The following is a 1,844-nucleotide window of genomic DNA, read 5'->3' on the forward strand; positions in this document are numbered from 1 at the left end:
GTGTTCAATAACGGTTACTGGGTCGGACTGCGGGGGCTCATCGTTGATGTACAATGCCAGAAGATGCCCCTGTGTCGTCGTCACTTCTACCCCAGGAATCACGGTTAGGCCAGCAGGTGCGAGGTCGGAGACCTCATCGTACCCCGCCAGCGTATCGTGATTCGTGATAGCAATTCCATCTAATCCCGCATCAACAGCCGCATCAACAATGTCAGCGGGAGAGGCTCGTGAACACGGAGAGGCGTCGGTATGAACTTGGAGGTCGTATCGCTTCATTGAATCACCCCAACAGCCATCTCTGGGACGTTGTAGAGGACGGCAACAACAACGATACCCCAGAGGATAAGATTCACTACTGAGGATCGATCCGTGAGGAGATATTCGGGCTGACCTGCGATGTTCGTCGTATGGACGAGGTGATGATAGCGAAACACACCAAAGAACGCAAACGGGAGGGTCACCATCATCGTCGGGTCCGTTCGTGAGAACGTGTAGAGTGAGTACGACATCAGCAGGGTTGCCATCACCATCACTAGGAGTTGGTCAATATTGTTCTCCGAATATTCGCCTAAGACATCGCGTGTTTGCTGTGGGTTGGCCGCTACCTCCAGTTCATTCCTGCGCTTTCCAAACGCGAGCACCAACGCAAGAAGGAATGTACTCACGATCAACCACGGGCTCAAGAACACGTCGATAGCGATGACTCCCGCGATAGCGCGGAGCACGAACCCGATAGCGACGATCAGCACATCGACGAAGACGAACTGCTTTAGAACAAGTGAATACAGGGCGTTCTGTGCGAGATAGGCGAGAAGGATAGCGAGAAAGAGGGGGCCGAGACTGTAGGCGGCTCCGAGTCCGATACCAGCTAAGATGAGGCCGAAAACCGCGGCAACCGAGACAGACACTTGTCCACTTGCAATCGGGCGGTGCTGTTTTTGCGGGTGATTGCGATCTTCTTCAAGATCGCTAATATCATTGAAAATGTATGTTGCGCTGGCAACTGTTGTGAACGACACAATCCCGATCAAGAGGCTCAGCCAAACACCCCAATTGAGAAGATTTTGCGAAAAGACGATTCCCAAGAGCATTACGCCCTGCTTGTACCATTGCCACGGGCGAATCTCTCGAACCAGTCCAGTGACTGTGGTTACTGGGTTAATGATCTGCGATGACCTATCCATTCAATATCTAGTCTACTGACCAACAAGACAATAAAGATATTGTTGATCTGTATAATTGCGCCACGCGAAGCTACTCTCGTTGGCTGAGATAGGCGTCTCTGGTCCGTATATCCGAGTAGAGATCCGCAATAACGTGCGTATAGATGGTAAGCGGCCGTCATGAAGGCCAAACATCCAATAATAATCCATATTAATACGGGAAAGAACGCCGCCAATGAGAAGATGAGTAAATAACCGGTGATCTCGCCATATATCACTTCGCTCGAATATCGATGGTTGATCTACAAATACCCGCGACGGGTTCCAAGACAACGGGCGAGGTTAGACCAATCACCACGATTAATCCGTCCAATTGCGAAGTGATCCAAGCCAGGCGCAGTAACGGCTAGTGGGAAACCTACTACAGCAGAAATAATCGCGTGGCTCCGCGAGTAAATCGTACAATCATAGTGCTCATAGGGACTCGTGGGTTTACCGCTCTTCTGGTCTCCGCCGACTTGAAGCAAATTCGCTTGATCAGTCGGGCCGAAAACAGGTGTTGGGGCTCATCGGTATGCGGCAATAGTAAGTATAAAGACATTACGCTAATTTTATCGACATAATGAGTACGACTGAGCAGATGGACCCTACGGGCAGCCAGCATGATTCTGTCGTGGTCAC

The 1,844-nt window shown here is 50.8% G+C and carries 2 protein-coding genes; both read right to left on the reverse strand.

The annotated features are described in order from the left end of the window. Positions 1-276: PHP domain-containing protein (locus EXE45_RS16440; RefSeq protein WP_137694954.1), on the reverse strand; the 276-nt coding region annotated here is incomplete at its 3' end. Next, the gene (locus tag EXE45_RS16445) at positions 273-1,184 is read right to left on the reverse strand and encodes a decaprenyl-phosphate phosphoribosyltransferase (protein ID WP_137694955.1); all 912 of its coding nucleotides are present in this window, start codon (positions 1,182-1,184) and stop codon (positions 273-275) included. The genes EXE45_RS16445 and EXE45_RS16440, both read right to left, overlap by 4 nt. Between the last annotated feature and the right edge of the window lie 660 nt (positions 1,185-1,844).

It is taken from the genome of Halorubrum sp. SP9 (genome assembly GCF_005435015.1).
GTDB classification, from domain to species: Archaea; Halobacteriota; Halobacteria; order Halobacteriales; family Haloferacaceae; genus Halorubrum; species Halorubrum sodomense.

Coding starts and splice junctions, on each gene's coding strand:
- EXE45_RS16445 (WP_137694955.1), bottom strand. CDS start 1,184: ATGGATAGGTCATCGCAGATCATTAACCCAGTAACCACAGTCACTGGA.